15 protein-coding genes are annotated in these 15,552 nt (G+C 62.9%); 8 read left to right on the top strand and 7 right to left on the bottom strand.

Annotated elements, in window-relative coordinates; translation table 11 throughout:
* Positions 1-232: 232 nt before the first annotated feature.
* Complete coding sequence (locus FEZ59_RS10620) at positions 233-1,828, top strand: AMP-binding protein (protein WP_172932618.1); 1,596 nt, start codon at positions 233-235, stop codon at positions 1,826-1,828.
* Between the two features lie 56 nt (positions 1,829-1,884).
* Here FEZ59_RS10620 and FEZ59_RS10615 read toward each other — a convergent pair whose 3' ends face one another.
* From FEZ59_RS10615 to FEZ59_RS10605, 3 genes are all read right to left on the bottom strand, one after another.
* Positions 1,885-3,132 (bottom strand): Nramp family divalent metal transporter, encoded by a 1,248-nt coding sequence (locus FEZ59_RS10615; protein WP_021345600.1) that lies wholly within the window; start codon positions 3,130-3,132, stop codon positions 1,885-1,887.
* Positions 3,133-3,260: 128 nt separating this feature from the next.
* On the bottom strand, positions 3,261-3,752 hold the full coding sequence (locus FEZ59_RS10610) for a nuclear transport factor 2 family protein (RefSeq protein WP_003939809.1): 492 nt from the start codon (positions 3,750-3,752) through the stop codon (positions 3,261-3,263).
* Between the two features lie 32 nt (positions 3,753-3,784).
* Positions 3,785-4,660, bottom strand: a complete 876-nt coding sequence (locus FEZ59_RS10605) for a TIGR03619 family F420-dependent LLM class oxidoreductase (protein ID WP_060937959.1) — start codon at positions 4,658-4,660, stop codon at positions 3,785-3,787.
* Positions 4,661-4,798: 138 nt separating this feature from the next.
* On the opposite strand from FEZ59_RS10605, the gene FEZ59_RS10600 reads away from it, so the two are divergent.
* The 4 genes from FEZ59_RS10600 (at position 4,799) to bphC (ending at position 8,969) form a co-directional block, all read left to right on the top strand.
* Positions 4,799-5,707 carry an IclR family transcriptional regulator gene (locus FEZ59_RS10600; protein ID WP_020970849.1) on the top strand — a complete coding sequence of 303 codons (909 nt, stop codon included), beginning with the start codon at positions 4,799-4,801 and terminating at the stop codon, positions 5,705-5,707.
* 76 nt (positions 5,708-5,783) lie between these two features.
* Positions 5,784-6,653 (top strand): alpha/beta fold hydrolase, encoded by an 870-nt coding sequence (locus FEZ59_RS10595; protein WP_019745379.1) that lies wholly within the window; start codon positions 5,784-5,786, stop codon positions 6,651-6,653.
* 181 nt (positions 6,654-6,834) lie between these two features.
* Positions 6,835-8,013, top strand: a complete 1,179-nt coding sequence (locus tag FEZ59_RS10590) for an acyl-CoA dehydrogenase family protein (protein ID WP_003940250.1) — start codon at positions 6,835-6,837, stop codon at positions 8,011-8,013.
* Positions 8,014-8,048: 35 nt separating this feature from the next.
* Complete coding sequence (gene bphC / locus FEZ59_RS10585; RefSeq protein WP_020909199.1) at positions 8,049-8,969, top strand: biphenyl-2,3-diol 1,2-dioxygenase; 921 nt, start codon at positions 8,049-8,051, stop codon at positions 8,967-8,969.
* 64 nt (positions 8,970-9,033) lie between these two features.
* Here bphC and FEZ59_RS10580 read toward each other — a convergent pair whose 3' ends face one another.
* The 3 genes from FEZ59_RS10580 to FEZ59_RS10570 all read right to left on the bottom strand — a co-directional run bounded on the left by FEZ59_RS10580 (position 9,034) and on the right by FEZ59_RS10570 (position 11,903).
* Complete coding sequence (locus tag FEZ59_RS10580) at positions 9,034-10,347, bottom strand: bifunctional o-acetylhomoserine/o-acetylserine sulfhydrylase (protein ID WP_019745377.1); 1,314 nt, start codon at positions 10,345-10,347, stop codon at positions 9,034-9,036.
* Between the two features lie 37 nt (positions 10,348-10,384).
* Positions 10,385-10,900, bottom strand: a complete 516-nt coding sequence (locus tag FEZ59_RS10575; RefSeq protein ID WP_019745376.1) for an OsmC family protein — start codon at positions 10,898-10,900, stop codon at positions 10,385-10,387.
* A gap of 241 nt (positions 10,901-11,141) precedes the next feature.
* Complete coding sequence (locus FEZ59_RS10570; protein ID WP_172932617.1) at positions 11,142-11,903, bottom strand: enoyl-CoA hydratase-related protein; 762 nt, start codon at positions 11,901-11,903, stop codon at positions 11,142-11,144.
* 116 nt (positions 11,904-12,019) lie between these two features.
* Between FEZ59_RS10570 and FEZ59_RS10565 the strand changes: the two genes are divergently transcribed.
* Positions 12,020-12,613 carry a TetR/AcrR family transcriptional regulator gene (locus FEZ59_RS10565; RefSeq protein WP_019745374.1) on the top strand — a complete coding sequence of 198 codons (594 nt, stop codon included), beginning with the start codon at positions 12,020-12,022 and terminating at the stop codon, positions 12,611-12,613.
* 24 nt (positions 12,614-12,637) lie between these two features.
* Here FEZ59_RS10565 and FEZ59_RS10560 read toward each other — a convergent pair whose 3' ends face one another.
* Entirely contained in the window at positions 12,638-13,324 is a 687-nt protein-coding gene (locus tag FEZ59_RS10560; RefSeq protein WP_070386443.1) for a TetR/AcrR family transcriptional regulator, read from the bottom strand.
* A 223-nt stretch (positions 13,325-13,547) separates the two neighbouring features.
* Between FEZ59_RS10560 and FEZ59_RS10555 the strand changes: the two genes are divergently transcribed.
* Together FEZ59_RS10555 and FEZ59_RS10550 are read left to right on the top strand one after the other, a co-directional pair.
* Positions 13,548-14,351: an SDR family oxidoreductase gene (locus tag FEZ59_RS10555; RefSeq protein WP_019745372.1), complete on the top strand. Its 804-nt coding sequence runs from the start codon at positions 13,548-13,550 to the stop codon at positions 14,349-14,351.
* A 57-nt stretch (positions 14,352-14,408) separates the two neighbouring features.
* On the top strand, positions 14,409-15,530 hold the full coding sequence (locus FEZ59_RS10550) for a DUF5938 domain-containing protein (RefSeq protein WP_042952971.1): 1,122 nt from the start codon (positions 14,409-14,411) through the stop codon (positions 15,528-15,530).
* Positions 15,531-15,552: the final 22 nt, after the last annotated feature.

Here is a 15,552-nt window from a genome sequence, read left to right as displayed (position 1 = left end):
GTTTGACCAACTGAGGAGCAGTCTCACTCAGCGGGAGCGGTGATCTGGGTCACGAGCGCTGCATGCCACCTTGGGTCGACGCGGCGATCCCACCGCGTACGCGTTTGCGTCACCACCGATCCGCTCAGTTCTCGGCCGCACTCGTCGGCTCCAGGGTCGGATAGTTCTCACCGAAAACGCAGTACGGTCGGCCCCGAATTCACCGGGCCGGACATCAAGGAAGGCACCAGCAGTGTCACTGAATTTGGCAGATCTGTACGAGGGCATTTCGGATCTGATTCCGGACCGCACGGCGCTCGTGTGCGATGGCCGTCGTCGCACCTACGTCGAACTGGACGAGGGATCGAACCGCATTGCCCGCCACTTGGCGAGTGTCGGTGTCGGGCCGGGCGATCTCGTCGCTCTGCACATGCGCAACAGCGTCGAGTTCGTCGAGAGTTTGCTCGGCTGCCTCAAGATTCGTGCGGTCCCGATCAACGTCAACTATCGCTACGTCGACGCCGAACTGACCTACCTGTACAACGATTCGCAGTCGGTGGCACTGATCGTGGACGAGGAGTTCGTTTCCGTCGTGGAGACGGTTCTCCCGGCCGCGCCCGGCATCAAGCACGTCGTTGTCGTCGGCGAGTCAGCCGTCCGCGATATCGAAGGCGTCGACGTCGTTCGATTTGCCGACGCTGCCGCGGAGCAGCCCGCAACTCGTGACTTCGCGCCCCGCAGCAACGACGACCTCTTTGTCATCTACACCGGCGGCACGACGGGTATGCCCAAGGGTGTCATGTGGCGTCATGAAGACTTCTACTTCGCGGCGCTCACCGGCGGAAATCCGTTCGGTCCGCCGCACACGACCGCAGAGGCTCTGTTCGCCGCGGTGCCGAACGTCCCCGCGATGAACATGCTCAGTACCGCACCCCTGATGCATGGTGCGGCGTCGTACTCGCTGTTCACCGGATTCTTCATGGGCGCCAATGCAATTCTCATGGCGCGGTTCGACGCGAAGACGACCCTGCAGCTCGCCGGGAGTGAGAAGGCCGTCTCCATCACCGTCGTCGGAGACGCGATGGCCCGTCCGCTCGCAGACGAATTGGCAGCAAACGCAGCAGATTACGACCTCAGTACGGTCGGCATGGTCTCGTCCGGCGGGGCCTTGTTCTCGCTCTCACTGCGGGAGCAGCTCAAGTCGATACTTCCGAACCTGGTGATCCGCGACGGATTCGGCTCCTCGGAGTCGGGCGTCGACGGCAATCTCGAGATCGGCGAAGACGGCCTGATGCGCATCGCCGCTCGCGACGAGACCCGCGTCGTGGACGAAAGGATGCGGCCGCTGGAGCCGGGATCGCCCGAGACCGGTTACATCGCTCGCAGTGGTCACGTGCCGGTCGGTTACTTCAACGATCCGGTCAAGACCGCGGCTACGTTCCCGGTGATCGACGGGGTGCGGATGTCGGTGCTCGGCGACGTCGGGCGCGTGGAAGCCGACGGCTCGATCGTCCTGCTGGGGCGTGGTTCTCAGTGCATCAACACCGGCGGGGAGAAGGTGTACCCCGAAGAGGTCGAGCAGGCACTCAAGAGTCACCCGGCGGTGCTCGACGCTCTGGTCGCGGGAATTCCGGATGCGAAGTTCGGTGAGCGCGTCGCTGCGGTCATCACGACCCGAGAAGGTTTCGACGTTCCGGACGCTGCCGAGATCGGTGAGCATTGCGCGTCGCAGGTCGCTCGGTACAAAGTGCCGCGCACCGTCATGAACGTTCCGTCGATCAGGCGTTCTCCCAGCGGAAAGGCCGACTATCGCTGGGCCAAGGCCACTCTCGCCGAGCAAGTTTCCTAGTCCGGCCGGAGCCATCCAGCGCGTTTGTGAGGGACGCGTTGGGTGGCTCCGGTGCTCTAGCCTGTCACCGTCAGAACCAGCAGAGCGACGTTGAGTGCAACGATCAAGCCGGCCGCAATCCATGCCGCGACGGTCGTGAACGGGGCATTGCGCGCGTCGCCCATGAGTTCGGGGTCCGAGGTCATTCGCACCAGCGGGATGATCGCGAAGGGGATGCACAGGCTCAAGACCACTTGGCTGAGCACGAGTGCCAGCGTCGGGTCGACGCCGAGTCCGAGCACGATCAGTGCCGGGATGAGAGTGACGATTCGGCGTGTGATCACCGGAATGCGAATGGCCAGAAGACCATGCATGATCTCGGCGCCGGCCGCGCATCCCACGGAGGTCGACGCGAGTCCGGAGGCGAGGAGTCCGATCGCAAACACCACGGCTACGCCCGGACCGAGTGAATTCTCGATCGCGGCATGCGCGCCGTCGATGGTGTCGGTGCCGGGTACTCCGCGCAGAGCCGAAGCGGCCAGAAGCAGCATGCCGATGTTCACGCCACCGGCGATGATCAACGCGACGACGACATCCCAACGGGTGACTTTGAGTAGTCGCTGCAACCGTGGCCCGGGTTTGATGTGGCCGTGGCGATCACGTGCCAATGCGGAGTGAAGGTAGATCGCGTGCGGCATGACCGTTGCTCCGAGCATGCTGGCGGCGAGCAGTACGGTCTCGGTTCCTTCGAAGCGGGGGACCAGTCCGGCGACCGCTTCGCTGCCGGAGACGTCGGTGAAGGCGAGCCCGGTCAGGAAGCCGATGGTGATGATGGCCAGCAATCCCATGACCACGAACTCGAAAGTGCGCTGTCCGCGCCGACTTTGGATCGTCAGGATCACCATCGACACGCATCCGGTGATCAACCCGCCGAGGAAGAGCGGGATGTTGAAGAGCAGGTTGAGTGCGATGGCGCCGCCGATGACCTCGGCCACGTCGGTCGCGATCGCCATCATCTCGGCCTGGAGCCAGAAGGCGCGGCGGTTGTTCTTACGCAGGCGCTGACCCAGCATTTCGGGCAAGGATCTGCCGGAGACCAGCCCGAGTTTCGCGGACAGGTACTGCACCAGGACGGCCATTGCATTGGCGAGTACCAGCACCCAGATGAGGAGGTAGCCGTACTTCGCGCCGGCGGTCAGGTTGGCGGCGACGTTACCCGGATCGACGTACGCGATTGCCGCGACGAACGCCGGACCGAGCAGGGCGATGGATCTTCCCGTGGGTCGTCGGCGCGGAGTCGTCGGCTCTTGCGTACTGGTGCTCATCGGTCTCCTGGTCACACGTACTCGGACCTGTTGGTTCGAATAAGTGAACTATAGAGTTCGGGGAGCCGAACTTTCAACAGCTGTGCGCGGTCAGCGACCCCAGAGGGTCCCTAACCGCGCACAGGGGGTTAGGCCGTCACCCCGGCGGCCAGGAGAGCGCGGGCCTCGGGTCGGCCGTCGAGGAGGGCGTTGGTACGCAGTTCGACCTTCCACTCGCCGTCGGTCTTGATCAGTTCCCAACGGTTCGCGGTGATACGGAGGACCTTGAACCCCGTCGGGTTCTCGGGGTCCTTGATGACCAACTGCGAATGGCAGGTCGCGACGGCCTTGTTGCCGTCGATGCGGATGTGCGCGGGCGTCATCATGTGAGCCGCGCCGTTCATGATCCAGTTCTGGTGAGAGGCGCTGTGAACCATCGCGCGCAGTTCGCCGCGGCCGTGCATCGCGCCGGTGTCGACGTCGTAGACACCGTCCTCGAGCCACAGGTTCGCGACCTCGTCGGCTGATCCACTGTCGACGGCAGGGCTGTACGTGGTCAGCAGTTCGGTGATCGCGAGCTTGTCCTCGAGCAATTCCACTCGGGCGAGCAGAGATTCGATCAGGGCGGTCGAGTCGGTCATCGGTACGTCCTTTGCATTGGATTGTCGGCAAATCAGGAAGTGGTGAAAGAAGAGCCCTCGGCGAGGGCGATTCGGTGAAGTTCTTCGAGTTGTTCGCAGTAGTGCTCGACGCTTCGAGCGCCGACCGAGCAACTGGCTATGGTCGCCCCGGCGTCACGGACGCGTGTCAAGGCGCGAAGGGCGGATTCGCGATTGCCGAGGGGGTCGAGCGGAGCACCGGCGGGAAGCACTACGTCGAATCCGTCGGGGAGCGTCGTGGCGTCGAGCATTTCCTTCAGTTCGGAGAATCGCAGCCCGAACGGCACCCACCCGTCGCCGTGTGTGGTGGCCCGGCGCAACGATCTCTTGGTCCGGCCGCCGATCCAGAGGGGCACACGTTTCTGGACGGCATGGGGTTCGACGACAAATCCGGAGTAGTCGTAGAACTCGCCGTGATACTCCGGAGTCGGAGTCGACAGTGATGCTCGAAGTGCTGCCAGGGCGTCGTCGGCACGTGCTCCTCGGTCGACGAACGGAGCATTTATGAGATCGAATTCTTGTTTCAGAGTCCCCACTCCGAGACCGAGTATCAGGCGTCCGTTGCTGACGCGATCAAGCGTTCCGTAGCGCTTGGCGATCTCGAGGGGGTGGTGATAACCCAGTACCAGCACCTGCGTCGCCAGGAGGATCCGCGACGTGCGGGCGGCCAGGTAACCCAGCGTGGCGAGCGGATCCCAATAGGTTCCGCCGCGTTCGGTGGCAATTTCTTCGGGAACCGCCACGTGTTCACTGCAGGTCAGATGATGGAAACCGAGTCGATCCGCCGTGGCAGCCACTGTGGCGATCTCGCCGATGTCAGCACTCGCCTCCCACTCCGAACGCGTGCTCGGGTGCTGAATCAGGACCGGCGTGACGATTCCCAGGTGCATCGGGCGTTTATAGCGCTCCCACCGACGCGGCGGCGGGTGAATTACCGCTGATCGGGATCGAAACGACCGATTCACTTTCCAGAAACTGTGACCTGGGTTATAGTCGGTAGAATCAATTCCAGTTTTCGGGAGGCGTCCATGACCATCGTTGACATGAACGACACACTGTCCACCGTCCAGAACGCCGCCGGGCAACCCAAGAAGGATCTGCCGCCGTCGATGGTCGAGCGGATGACATTGATTCTCGACGCCTTCGACGGCCGCGCCGCGCGGCTGACGCTGGAAGAAGTCGCGTGCCGCACTCAGTTGCCGCGGTCCACCGTCCACCGCATTCTCGATCAGCTCGTCAAGCTGGACTGGGTCGATCACGCATCGTTCGGCTACTGCCTCGGGCGCCGCGCGCTCGGCCTCGGTGGTGGCGACGGCGGCCACAGCCAGATCCGCGAAGCCGCAGCACCGCTTCTGCACGAACTGCACCTGCAGACCGGCATGGTCGTTCACCTGTCGGTGCTCGACGGACGCGAGAGCGTCTACCTCGACAAGGTCGGCGGACGATTCGCCGCGGCGCTGCCGTCCCGCGTCGGCGGCAGAGTGCTCGCTCATTCGACGGCCGGCGGCAAGGCGATGCTGGCATGGATCGACCCCGAGCGCGTCGACGCTCTGTTCGGGTCGGCTCTTCCCCGCTGCACCGAGAACACCATCACCGACGTCGCCGTGCTCCATCAGGAACTGAACCGCATCCGTCAGCGTCGGGGACTGGCCTTCGAACGCGGGGAGTCGGCGCGTGGAGTCGCATGTGTGGCTTCGGCAATTCGCGGACACGAGGGTCCAGTCGGCAGCATCGCGTTGTGTGGTGACATGCGGACCGCTCAGCTCGAGCGAGTTGCTCCGCTGGTCGTCGACGCGGCTCGCGAGGTCTCGCGGACGTTGTACCCCGAACTGGGTGCTCCTCGCCGCGGCCGCAAGACGCCTCCCGTTCCGACCAATACGTTCTCGGCGGAGACGATGGATCGCCTGCTGGCAGCGTCGTCCGACCACTGGATCTGACGTATTTTGATCGACTTGTCTCGCTGATCGGGACGAGTCATAGCAGCTCAGCGGTACTGATGGCACCGTTCGGACCATGACGACTGAACTGAGCTACGAGGGAACCCTGAAGGAACTGCAGACCGATCTCGGTGTGCTCCGGTACCACGAAGCCGGCGACGGCCCGCCGCTCCTGCTGCTGCACGGTTCGGGCCCCGGTGTCACGGGTTGGCGTAATTACCGCGGCGTTCTCGCCGACTTCGCGGAGCACTTCCACTGCTACGTTCTCGAGTTCCCCGGATTCGGCGTCAGCGATCCCGGCCCCGACCACCCGATGATGATGGCGCAGGCATCGGTGGGGATGTTCCTCGACGGCCTCGGCCTCGGACCTGTCCACATGATCGGCAACTCCATGGGCGGCATCGTCGCCACCAAGGTCGCGATCGACGAACCGCACCGGGTGAGCAAGCTCGTCACCATCGGCGGCATGGGCAAGAACACCTTCTCTCCCGGCCCTGGTGAAGGCATCAAACTTCTCATGGAGTTCACCGACAACCCCACCCGCGAAGCTCTGGTCCGGTGGCTGCACTCGATGGTCTTCGACCGCGCGGTCGTCACCGAGCAGTTGATCGAAGAGCGCTGGGCTCTGGCCACCGAGCCGACGACGCTCGAGATCGCCCGACGTATGTACAGCAGCAAGGCCATGGCCGCCATGGGCGCGGCTGCCGCTGCGTCGACCGCCGTGCCGTACTGGGCGCAGCTGAACAAGATCAAGGCGCCGACGCTGTTGACCTGGGGACGCGACGACCGCGTCAGCCCCGTGGACATGGCGATACTGCCGATGCGCGACATCCCCAACGGCGAAGTTCACATCTTCCCCAACTGCGGACACTGGACGATGATCGAAGCCCGTGACGCCTGGGTCGCGTCCGTTCTGGCATTCCTGACGCGTCCAGAAGGCAAGTAAGGGGCTTCGCCCCCGTGCGCCTTTTTGGTAGCTCCCACTACCAAAAAGGCGCACAGGGGGTGCTCCCACTCACCGGGAAGCGTTTCTGCACTTCGGCGGGCTACCTGCCACCGTTTCACCAACAGATTTTCATTCTGCCCAGGCACTCGCCGGGTAGCGAAACCAGAAAGCCGGAAAAATCATGGGTCAGGTTCTGGACAACATCTCACAGTTCGCCGACGAGATCCGCGCCGACGGAGTCGAGGGCGACAAGCTGATGCGCTTGACGGACGGCAGCGCGAAGCGCCTGCGCGACTCCGGCGTCATCCGGATGTTCCAGCCGAAGGAATTCGGAGGCCTCGAGGCACATCCGCGTGAATTCGCCGAGACGGCAATGGCTATCGGCGCGATGGACGGTGCCACGGGCTGGGTCAGCGGCATCGTCGGTGTTCATCCGTGGGAGCTTGCGTTCTTCGACCGCAAGGCTCAGGAAGAGGTGTGGGGAACCGATCCCGATACGTGGATGGCGTCACCGTATGCGCCGATGGGCGTGGCGAGGCCGGTCGAGGGTGGCTACATCCTCAACGGGCGCTGGTCGTTCTCCTCCGGTACCGATCACTGTGACTGGATCATGATCGGCGCGATGGTCGGTGACGAGTCCGGTAAGCCGTTGATGCCGCCGAAGCACCTGCACGTACTGCTGCCGCGCTCCGATTACGACATCGACCAGGACAGCTGGAATGTCGTGGGGCTGCGCGGTACGGGGTCGAAGGATCTGATCGTCAAGGACGCGTTCCTGCCCACCTACCGCACGATCGACGCCGGAAAGGTGTACGACGGGACGGCGTGGAAGGAAGCGGGCCGTACGGAGACGTTGTACAAGTTCCCGTTCTCCTGCATTTTCCCGTTGGGGATCACTTCGTCGTTGATCGGTATCGCGGAGGGTGCGTTGGCGTGCAACATGGCGGCGCAGCGTGAGCGTGTGACGGTCAGTGGTGTTCCGATCAAGGAAGATCCGTACGTGTTGTTCGCGATCGGTGAGGCTGCGGCCGAGATCGCTGCTTCTCGGGCTGCGATCTTGGAGACGGTGGATCGTTTCTGGGACATGACCGAGAAGGGGCAGGAAGTTTCGTTCGAGCTTCGTGCGATCGGTCGGCGTACGCAGACTGCTGCGGCGTGGCGGGCGGTGCGGGCGGTGGACGAGATCTTTGCTCGTTCCGGTGGTGGCGCGTTGCAGTTGAACACGCCGATGCAGCGGTTCTGGCGTGACGCGCATGCCGGTCTCGCGCACGCGATCCACGTACCCGGTTCCATCTTCCACGCGTCGACGCTCTCGCAGCTCGGTGGCGAACCGCAGGGCATCCACCGCTCGATGATCTAGTCCCACAATCACTCTCGAAGCAAGGACGGTTAGGCATGACTGAAATTCGGGGCCTGGGGTATCTCAGGATCCAAACGCAGGACGTGGCTCGCTGGCGCGAGCTCGTGGTCGACGGACTCGGCCTCGCGGTCGGTAGTGGCCCGGAAGCCGACGGCCTCTACTTGCGCCTGGACGAGCGTCGTGCGCGACTGATTGTCCTGCCCGGTGAGACGGACAAGGCCCTCGCAGTGGGCTGGGAAGTGCGAGATCAGTTCGCGCTCCAGCGTGTTCGTGAAGAGGTCGAGAAGGCCGGAGTCGAGGTCGAGGTTCTTTCCGAGGTCGACGCCAGCTACCGCGATGCCGAGCAGGTCATCGCATTCGACGATCCCAACGGCAACCGTGTCGAGGTCTTCTTCGGACCGGTACTCGACCACAGCCCGTTGGTCACCCCGCACGGCGGCCGCTTTGTCACCGGTGATCAGGGACTCGGCCATGTGGTGCTTCCGGTTACGCGTTTCGACGAGGCGTACACCTTCTACACCGAGGTGCTCGGATTCCTCCCGCGCGGTTCCATCCGTCTCGGCGGAATCGATGCGCCGCCGCCGGCTCGCCGCGTTCGCTTCATGGGTGTCAACCAGCGCCACCACAGCCTGGCGCTGTGCCCGGCGCCGCCGGTTGACGAACCCGGTCTCGTGCATCTGATGATGGAAGCCGAGACTCTCGACGCCGTCGGTCAGGCTCTCGATCGTGTTGCCAAGCTCGGCTTCTCGATCTCCTCGACGTTGGGTCGCCACACGAACGACAAGATGGTCTCGTTCTACGTGCGCGCACCCGGTGGCTGGGATCTCGAGTTCGGTTGTGAAGGCACGCTTGTCGACGAAACCTTCTACACCGCTGAGGAAATCACGGCGGACAGCTACTGGGGCCATGACTGGTCCGACAGTGAACCGCTGGCCGCGTTCACTCCCAAGAGCTAGTTCTGACGCAACAAAAAAGCTCGGTCCCGACGCCTGTCGGGACCGAGCTTTTTCGTGTGCTCGATCAGGAAGCTGCTGCTGCCAAACCGGTTTCGAGGTCGGCGAGGATGTCGTCGATTCCTTCGATACCGACCGCGAGGCGGACGAGCCCCGGGGTGACACCCGAAGCGAGCTGCTCCTCGGGGGTGAGCTGCGAGTGCGTCGTCGACGCGGGGTGGATGACGAGTGAGCGAACGTCACCGATGTTGGCGACGTGGCTGTGCAGCGTCAGTGCGTTGACGAACTTCTTGCCTGCGTCGACTCCGCCGGCGAGCTCGAACGCGACGATGGCGCCGGTTCCCTTGGGAGCCAGCTGCTTTCCACGCTCGTGCCAGGGTGAGGATTCCAGTCCGGCGTACGCGACCGACGTGACTTCGGCGCGGCCCTCGAGGAATTTCGCGACCTTCTGGGCGTTGGACACGTGGCGCTCGATGCGCAGGCTCAGTGTCTCGATGCCCTGCGAGATGAGGAAGGCGTTGAACGGTGCGATGGCCGAGCCGAGGTCGCGCAGAAGCTGAACGCGTGCCTTGAGGGCGTAGGCGGGTGCACCGAGGTCTGCGAAGGTGACGCCGTGGTAGCTGGGGTCGGGGGTCGTGAAGTTGGTGTGGCGTCCCTGGGTCCAGTCGAATGTGCCGCCGTCGACGATGACGCCGGCGATCGCGGTGCCGTGTCCACCAAGGTATTTGGTGGCGGAGTGGACGACGATGTCGGCGCCGTGCTTCAGCGGCTGAATGAGGTACGGAGTTGCAACCGTGTTGTCCACGATCAGTGGGATGCCGTGTTCATGGGCGACTGCGCTGATGCCGGGGATGTCGAACACGTCGTTCTTGGGGTTGGAGATGGTTTCGCCGTAGAACGCCTTGGTGTTCGGACGGATTGCCTCACGCCAGTGATCGAGGTTGTCCGGGTCCTCGACGAAGTCGACGGTGATGCCGAGCTTGGGCAGCGTGTAGTGGAAGAGGTTGTACGTGCCGCCGTACAGGCGGGGGCTGGAGACGATGTGGTCCCCGGCCTCGGCGAGGTTGAGGATCGCGAAGGACTCGGCGGCCTGACCGGACGCAACCAGCAGAGCCGCGACTCCGCCTTCGAGAGCGGCGATGCGCTGCTCGACGGCGTCCTGCGTCGGGTTCATGATGCGGGTGTAGATGTTGCCCGGCTCGGCGAGGCCGAAGAGCGCCGCCGCATGGTCGGTGTTGTCGAAGACGTAGCTGGTGGTCTGGTAGATCGGAAGCGCTCGAGCGTTGGTAGCGCTGTCCGGGCCCTGTCCGGCGTGGACCTGCTTGGTTTCGAACGACCAATCGGCGGTCGGATCGGTGTCGACGGGGGTGTTCTCGCTCATGAATTCATACTCCGTGGTGAAGGTGGGTTGGTGCGGGTCAGGCGGTTTCGACGACTGTATGCACTGGGACGGGATTTCGGGTGAGATCGAGTACGGGGCAGTGGGCGTCGACCGTCTCCTGCAACTCGAGGTATCGCTCGCGAGTTTCCGGACCGGTCAGGGTCACCACGACGCGAACCTCGGAGAATCCCGGGCGGACGGCATCGTCGAATCCGAAGAATCCACGAACGTCGAGGTCGCCTTCTGCCCTGGCCGAGATGTCGTCGAGCGCGATACCGAGCTTGTCCGCCCACACACGGTAGGTGACCACCTGGCAGGAGAGCAGGGATGCGAGGTAGTACTCGACGGGATTGGCTGCGGTGTTCTCGCCGCCGAGGGCCGGCGGCTCGTCGACCTCGACGGTGTACTTACCGAGAGAAATGGTGCTGGCAACGGCGTCGTGCGCCTGAGCGGATGCCTTGAAGACGACGTGCGCTTTGCTTGCGTCCTTGTCGATGGCGTCGGCATTGGCTGCTACGACGGAACTCAGGTGCGAGATCGAAGCGGTGGTCATGACAGAAATGTCCCCTGATCTGGGTGTACATACGAGTATCGACGTGAGCGGCGCTCACGTCGTAGGTCCGATCAGTAGATCGGACACCCGGATGTACAGACGTGCGCAAAATCGACATGGCGTCGCCGCGTCAGCAGCGTGCCCGTCTCGTATGCGCCAATTCCCGTCACGGAAGAGACTGTAACCGGTTCACACCCTTTCCGACCAGCCCTATAGGAAATCCGTCTCGGATCGTGGTCGCTCATGTGGGCGGCAGTCCGCTCCACTGCGGCGCCCGACGGCTCGCAAAAGCGTCGAGTCCTTCGGCGATGTCCGGCGATCGGAGCACCGCGTCCTTGGCGTCGTCGGTGATAGTCCATCCGGCAGTATCGGCCTCGGCGTAGAGAGCGTCGATTGCCTTCAGGCTCAGGCTTACCGAGGTCGGAGAGGACTCGCAGATCTCGGCCGCCATCACCAGAGCCTCGTCGAGCGCCTTACCCGGGGCAGTCACTGCATTGACGACGCCGAGATCTTTGGCCCGATCGGGATCGAGAGTGCGCCCGGTGATCAGGAGTTCGCGAGCGACATTGATCGGAAGGGCACGTGGCGCCCGAAAGAGCGCACCGGACGTCGCAACCAGACCGCGTTTGGTTTCGGGTAGACCGAATTGGGCTGTGGCGGAAGCGACGATCAGATCGCAGGCCAATGCGATTTCGAAGCCGCCGCCCAGCGCGTATCCCTCCACTGCGGCGATCAGAGGCTTGTTTCGCTGACGCCGAATGACGCCGTACTCACCGCCGCGAGGCATGCGAAGGTCGGCTCGCTCTCGGATATCGGTTCCGGCGCAAAAGATGTTGGGGGTTCCGGTGATGATGCCGACCCACAGAGAAGGGTCGTCGTCGAGAAGGTTCAGTGCGGCTTCGATTCCCTCGGCAGTTTCACGATTGATCGCATTACGACGTTCTTCGCGTTCGATTCTGACGATGAGAACGCGGTCGTGGCGTTCTGTGGAAACAGTCGACATAATTGGACTGTAGTCCATCTATCGAAGGGGTGGTGCGTCAACTGGCGAGACCGACATTGGACACATTCCGGACTGTGGCGAAGACTGTGTCCTGAGGCGGAGAAAGGCAGGTCGACGTGATTTCCAAACGAGAACAGAACAAGCGCGATACCAACGACAGGTTGCTCTTAGCTGCTCGAATTCTGTTCTCGGCAAAGGGTTTCGCCAGCACGACCGTCGACGACATCGCCGAGCGAGCCGAGGTGTCGCGAGCCACCTTCTTCAATTACTTCCAGGGCAAGGACTCGGTTCTCGAGGCGCTGCACAGTGATCATCTCGATCAGCTTGCGGCACTGGTGGATCAGCTCATGGAATCTCCGATGCCGACCTCTGATCGGATCTCCCGGATTTTTCAGGACTTTGCGCAACAAGCGATCATGCATCCGCGCTATCTGCGCATGGTGACTGCAGAACTCGAGCGCGACTTCGCCTCCTCCGGAGCGGGGGCGGCACACGATCATCGGTTCCATGTGGAACTTCTGCGGATCGTCACTGCCGGTATCGAAGCCGGCGAAGTTAGATCGGACTACCCGCCGCTGTTTCTCGCGCAGATGATCGGCGGTACGTACGGAGCGTTGGTTCGCTTCTGGCGGCAAGACGCCGATTACGACGTGGTCGGCGAATTCGATCGCGGTGCCAGGTACGTCGCGGAAGGCATCGCTGCTCGCTGAGCCGACTCAGGACGTGGTGCCGGCTCAGGGTGTGGGCACTACCAGGGGCAGCATCTGCTGGACGCTCTCCGAAAGATAGTTCGCGGCAGTCTGATCACCGGACAGATGGCGCAGCAGACTCTGCTGGAACAGGCCGTCGAAGATCGCGTACATCGCCGGCGAGGTGACCGAGGGCTCCACGTCGAGAAGCTCGGCATAGCGAGAAACGATGCGCCAGATCATGTTTTCGAGACTCTCGTCGATCGCGGCCACGTCGGTTCGGAACGACTCCTCGAACATCGACTGCGCGCGCAGGTCGTACCAGAGGCGGTGCATCGTCGGCTCGTCGATCATGGTCTCGGCGAGCAGCGCGCCGAAACCCGTTTTCAGTTCCTCCGGCGTCTGAGCGGTGGCGACGATGCCGTCGTAGCGGGTGACGCAGCGTGCCTTGTAGTGGCGCACGCAGTGGGTGATGAGATCGACCTTGTCGCTGAAGTAGTAGTGCAGGACGCCGTGGGAGAACTCCGAATTCTGGGCGATTTCGCGCAGGCTCGTGCGTGCGTAGCCCAGTTCGGCCAGCGTTTGCAGTGCGGCCTCGGCCAGTTGATCACGTCGCTCGGAGAATTTGTCGACCTGACGACGTGACACCTTGTCTGCGTTGGACCGCTTCTCCGAAGAGACAGGAACTGCCTTTTTTCCTGCCCCACTTGGCTTCTCGACTGTCGTGGTCACGATGGCACGTCCTGTTCCCTGCGGTTTCCACAGCGGCACGATCGCCGCGTCCGAATCAGTGTAACCCCTGGTCTTTGACGAGCGTGTAACAAAATCTTGACAGTCGTCAAGATTTCTCTTGACACTCGTCCAAAGTTGAATACTCTGTGACTCACACCACTTGGCAGCGTCGCTGTGAACGGTGGCATCGCGAGAGTCGTTTCAGTCATGGAGGCAGTCGAAAATGAGCGTGTTTGATCTCGAGGGACGAAAAGCACTGGTCACAGGTGGTGCCAAGGGGCTCGGAGCCGGAATGGCTGAGGCGTTGGCGAAGGCGGGGGCGTCGGTGATGATCGGCGATGTTCTCGAAGACGAAGGTCGTGCCACCGCAGAGGCCGTTGGTTCGGGCGGAGTCAAAACCGGCTTCGTAAAGCTGGACGTCACCGACGACGCCAACTGGGAAGAGGCAGTCGCCGCCACCGCGGAGACTCTCGGCGGCTTCGACATCCTCGTCAACAACGCAGGCATCGAGATTTCCTCGCTGGTGGTCGACCTCGATCCGGGCGACATCCGCCGTATGTGTGAGGTCAACATCCTCGGAACAGCGCTCGGAACCAAACACGGACTGCGCAGCATGCGTCCGGGTGGCGTAGCCGGAACCGGCGGCTCCATCATCAACATCTCTTCAGTGGCCGCAACCATTCCGTTTCCCGGGATCAGTGGATACTCCGCGACCAAGTCCGCGGTCGATCGCTTCACCAGAGTTGCCGCCGCCGAGTCGGGCAAGCTCGGATACGGAGTCCGCGTCAACTGCATCTATCCGGGCCTCGTCGCCACGGAGATGGGTCTCGGACTCGCGGCGGACATGGAGAAGCTCGGCCTGTGGCCCAGTGCCGAAGCGGCAGTCGGCGACGTCATCGGTCTCACCCCGCTCGGCCGCCTTGGTGAAGTGAACGACATGGCTGACGCCGTGGTGTTCTTGTCCTCCGACGCCGCGCGATTCATCACCGGAATCGGCCTACCGGTCGACGGTGGCATGGGCATGTAACTCGCCCTCCCCATTCGCACGTACACCCTCCTCACGTCTTCGAAAGGTTCCACGAACATGTCCGAAAAGAAGCCAGTCATCGTCTACGGCGTCTCCGGGTACACCGGCCGTCTGGTGTGTGAATACCTGCGCGAGTTCAACATCCCGTTCATCGCGGCCGGTCGCGACGCCGCTCGCATCCAAGAGGTCCTCGACAAGATCCCCGGTTTGGACACCGTCGATCACGAGGTCGTCGAGGTCGAGCACACCGTCGAGGCGCTCACTGAACTGTTCACCGGCGCAAAGGTTGTCAGCAACATGGTCGGGCCGTTCATCAAGCTTGGCGGCACCGTCGTCGAGGCTGCGTTGAATGCCGGTTGCCACTACATGGACACCACCGGTGAGCAGGACTGGGTACTCGACGTCCAGGAGAAATTCGGCGACAAGTACCAGGAGAAGGGTCTGCTTCTCTCGCCCGGTATCGCGCAGATGTACACCACCGGTGAGATCGCGGCCAACATCGCACTGGAAACGCCGGGTCTCGATACGCTCGACATTCTCGTGCTGTGGAAGGGATTTCCCACCTACGCCTCCACTCAGACGATCTTCACCATCCTCAAGGCGAACTGGTACTACCTCGAGCAGAACAAGTACGTGCAGTGGGCGCCCGGCCAGACTTTCGACGTCGTCGTTCCCGGCCAGCACGAAACTGCGCTTGCATTGCCGTGGGGCGGAACTTGCCACCCCGTGTGGTTCAAGAACGATCCGCGAGTTTCCAACGTCAAGGCTGCGGGCGGGGTGTTCGACCGCACCGTGATGGAAGGTGTTGTCGCGACACAGAAGATCGTGGAGGAGCAGATCAAGACCCTGCCCGCCGACGAGCAGGAAGCCGCCTTGGCCGAGATCGCCGGTTCGGTTCAGGCGGGTATGCCCCCTCGTGAAAATCCGCGCATCAACACCTCACTCGACTCCGTCTACGCGTCGGGACCGCTGGGTCGCTCGCACGTCGTGATCCACGGAAACTGCAACTACAAGCAGACGGGCCTCCTGCACGCTTATGCAGCGCATTCGTTGCTTCAGCAGGCGCCCAAGAGGACCGGGCTTGCCTCGGCCTGCCAGGCGTTCGGCCATCGCGAACTACTCGGCGCGCTGCGTAGTTTCGGGCTGGCTCTGGAGCCGGAAGTAACCATCAACGCCTAGCTCGTCGCCCTCGTCATCATGT

The organism is Rhodococcus sp. MS13, assembly GCF_013277835.1.
GTDB lineage: Bacteria > Actinomycetota > Actinomycetes > Mycobacteriales > Mycobacteriaceae > Rhodococcus_F > Rhodococcus_F erythropolis.
The sequence above is the reverse complement of the archived record's forward strand: the minus strand, read 5'-3'. Positions and strand labels throughout refer to the sequence as shown.

Excerpts from the sequence above, each read along its gene's own strand:
- FEZ59_RS10570 (WP_172932617.1), bottom strand. The coding sequence starts at position 11,903 with ATGTCGACTGTTTCCACAGAACGCCACGACCGCGTTCTCATCGTCAGA.
- FEZ59_RS10595 (WP_019745379.1), top strand. The coding sequence starts at position 5,784 with ATGACGACTGAACTGAGCTACGAGGGAACCCTGAAGGAACTGCAGACC.
- FEZ59_RS10600 (WP_020970849.1), top strand. The coding sequence starts at position 4,799 with ATGACCATCGTTGACATGAACGACACACTGTCCACCGTCCAGAACGCC.
- FEZ59_RS10605 (WP_060937959.1), bottom strand. The coding sequence starts at position 4,660 with ATGCACCTGGGAATCGTCACGCCGGTCCTGATTCAGCACCCGAGCACG.
- FEZ59_RS10555 (WP_019745372.1), top strand. The coding sequence starts at position 13,548 with ATGAGCGTGTTTGATCTCGAGGGACGAAAAGCACTGGTCACAGGTGGT.
- FEZ59_RS10580 (WP_019745377.1), bottom strand. The coding sequence starts at position 10,347 with ATGAGCGAGAACACCCCCGTCGACACCGATCCGACCGCCGATTGGTCG.
- FEZ59_RS10550 (WP_042952971.1), top strand. The coding sequence starts at position 14,409 with ATGTCCGAAAAGAAGCCAGTCATCGTCTACGGCGTCTCCGGGTACACC.
- FEZ59_RS10615 (WP_021345600.1), bottom strand. The coding sequence starts at position 3,132 with ATGAGCACCAGTACGCAAGAGCCGACGACTCCGCGCCGACGACCCACG.
- FEZ59_RS10590 (WP_003940250.1), top strand. The coding sequence starts at position 6,835 with ATGGGTCAGGTTCTGGACAACATCTCACAGTTCGCCGACGAGATCCGC.
- bphC (WP_020909199.1), top strand. The coding sequence starts at position 8,049 with ATGACTGAAATTCGGGGCCTGGGGTATCTCAGGATCCAAACGCAGGAC.
- FEZ59_RS10575 (WP_019745376.1), bottom strand. The coding sequence starts at position 10,900 with ATGACCACCGCTTCGATCTCGCACCTGAGTTCCGTCGTAGCAGCCAAT.
- FEZ59_RS10610 (WP_003939809.1), bottom strand. The coding sequence starts at position 3,752 with ATGACCGACTCGACCGCCCTGATCGAATCTCTGCTCGCCCGAGTGGAA.